The sequence below is a fragment of the Teichococcus vastitatis genome (assembly GCF_003604215.1).
Lineage (GTDB): Bacteria > Pseudomonadota > Alphaproteobacteria > Acetobacterales > Acetobacteraceae > Pseudoroseomonas > Pseudoroseomonas vastitatis.
The window spans coordinates 1-701 of sequence record NZ_QXGS01000208.1 but is presented as its reverse complement, the minus strand read 5'-3'; the positions used below and the strand labels follow the sequence as shown (position 1 = coordinate 701).

General features: G+C 66.0%; 1 protein-coding gene. It reads left to right on the top strand.

The features are described 5' to 3' along the window. Nucleotides 1-576 (top strand): SDR family NAD(P)-dependent oxidoreductase (locus tag D2K64_RS23945; protein ID WP_157986128.1); only part of this gene is annotated, 576 nt, incomplete at its 5' end. Nucleotides 577-701 lie beyond the last annotated feature (125 nt).

Genomic DNA, 701 nt, shown 5'->3' with positions numbered 1-701 from the left:
GGCTGCAACGTCACCGACGTCGAGCATTGCCGACAAGCCGCCGGGCAGGCCATCGCCGCCTTGGGACAGGTGGACATCCTGATCAACAATGCCGGCATTTCCCAGCCCGTGAAGACGATGGAGATCAGGCCGGAGGACTGGCAGCGCATCGTCGACGTCAACATGACCGGCGTGCTCTACCTCAGCCAAGCCCTCATCCCGCACATGCGGGAGCGCCGACAGGGATCGATCGCCTGCATGTCTTCCGTCTCGGCACAGCGCGGCGGGGGCATTTTCGGAGGCCCGCATTATTCCGCGGCCAAGGCCGGGGTGCTGGGGCTGGCGAAAGCCATGGCACGGGAATTGGGGCCGGACAACATCCGGGTGAACAGCGTCACGCCCGGCCTGATCCAGACCGACATCACCGGCGGCAAGCTGACCGACGAGATGAGGGCGGACATCATCAAGGGCATCCCGCTCGGCCGCCTCGGAGAGGCGGTCGATGTGGCGCGGATTTACCTCTTCCTCGCCTCCGATCTGTCCTCTTACGTCACCGGCGCGGTGATCGACGTCAACGGCGGCATGCTGATCCACTGAACGGTCCGGCCCGAGCCGGCCTCACGCCACAAGCAGGGAAGGAGACGCGCATGAATACGCGCGAAGGGGCGCTCTCGAACGCGCCCAGCCTGGAGGAGCGTGCCTGGCGCATTCGCCGCAACGCA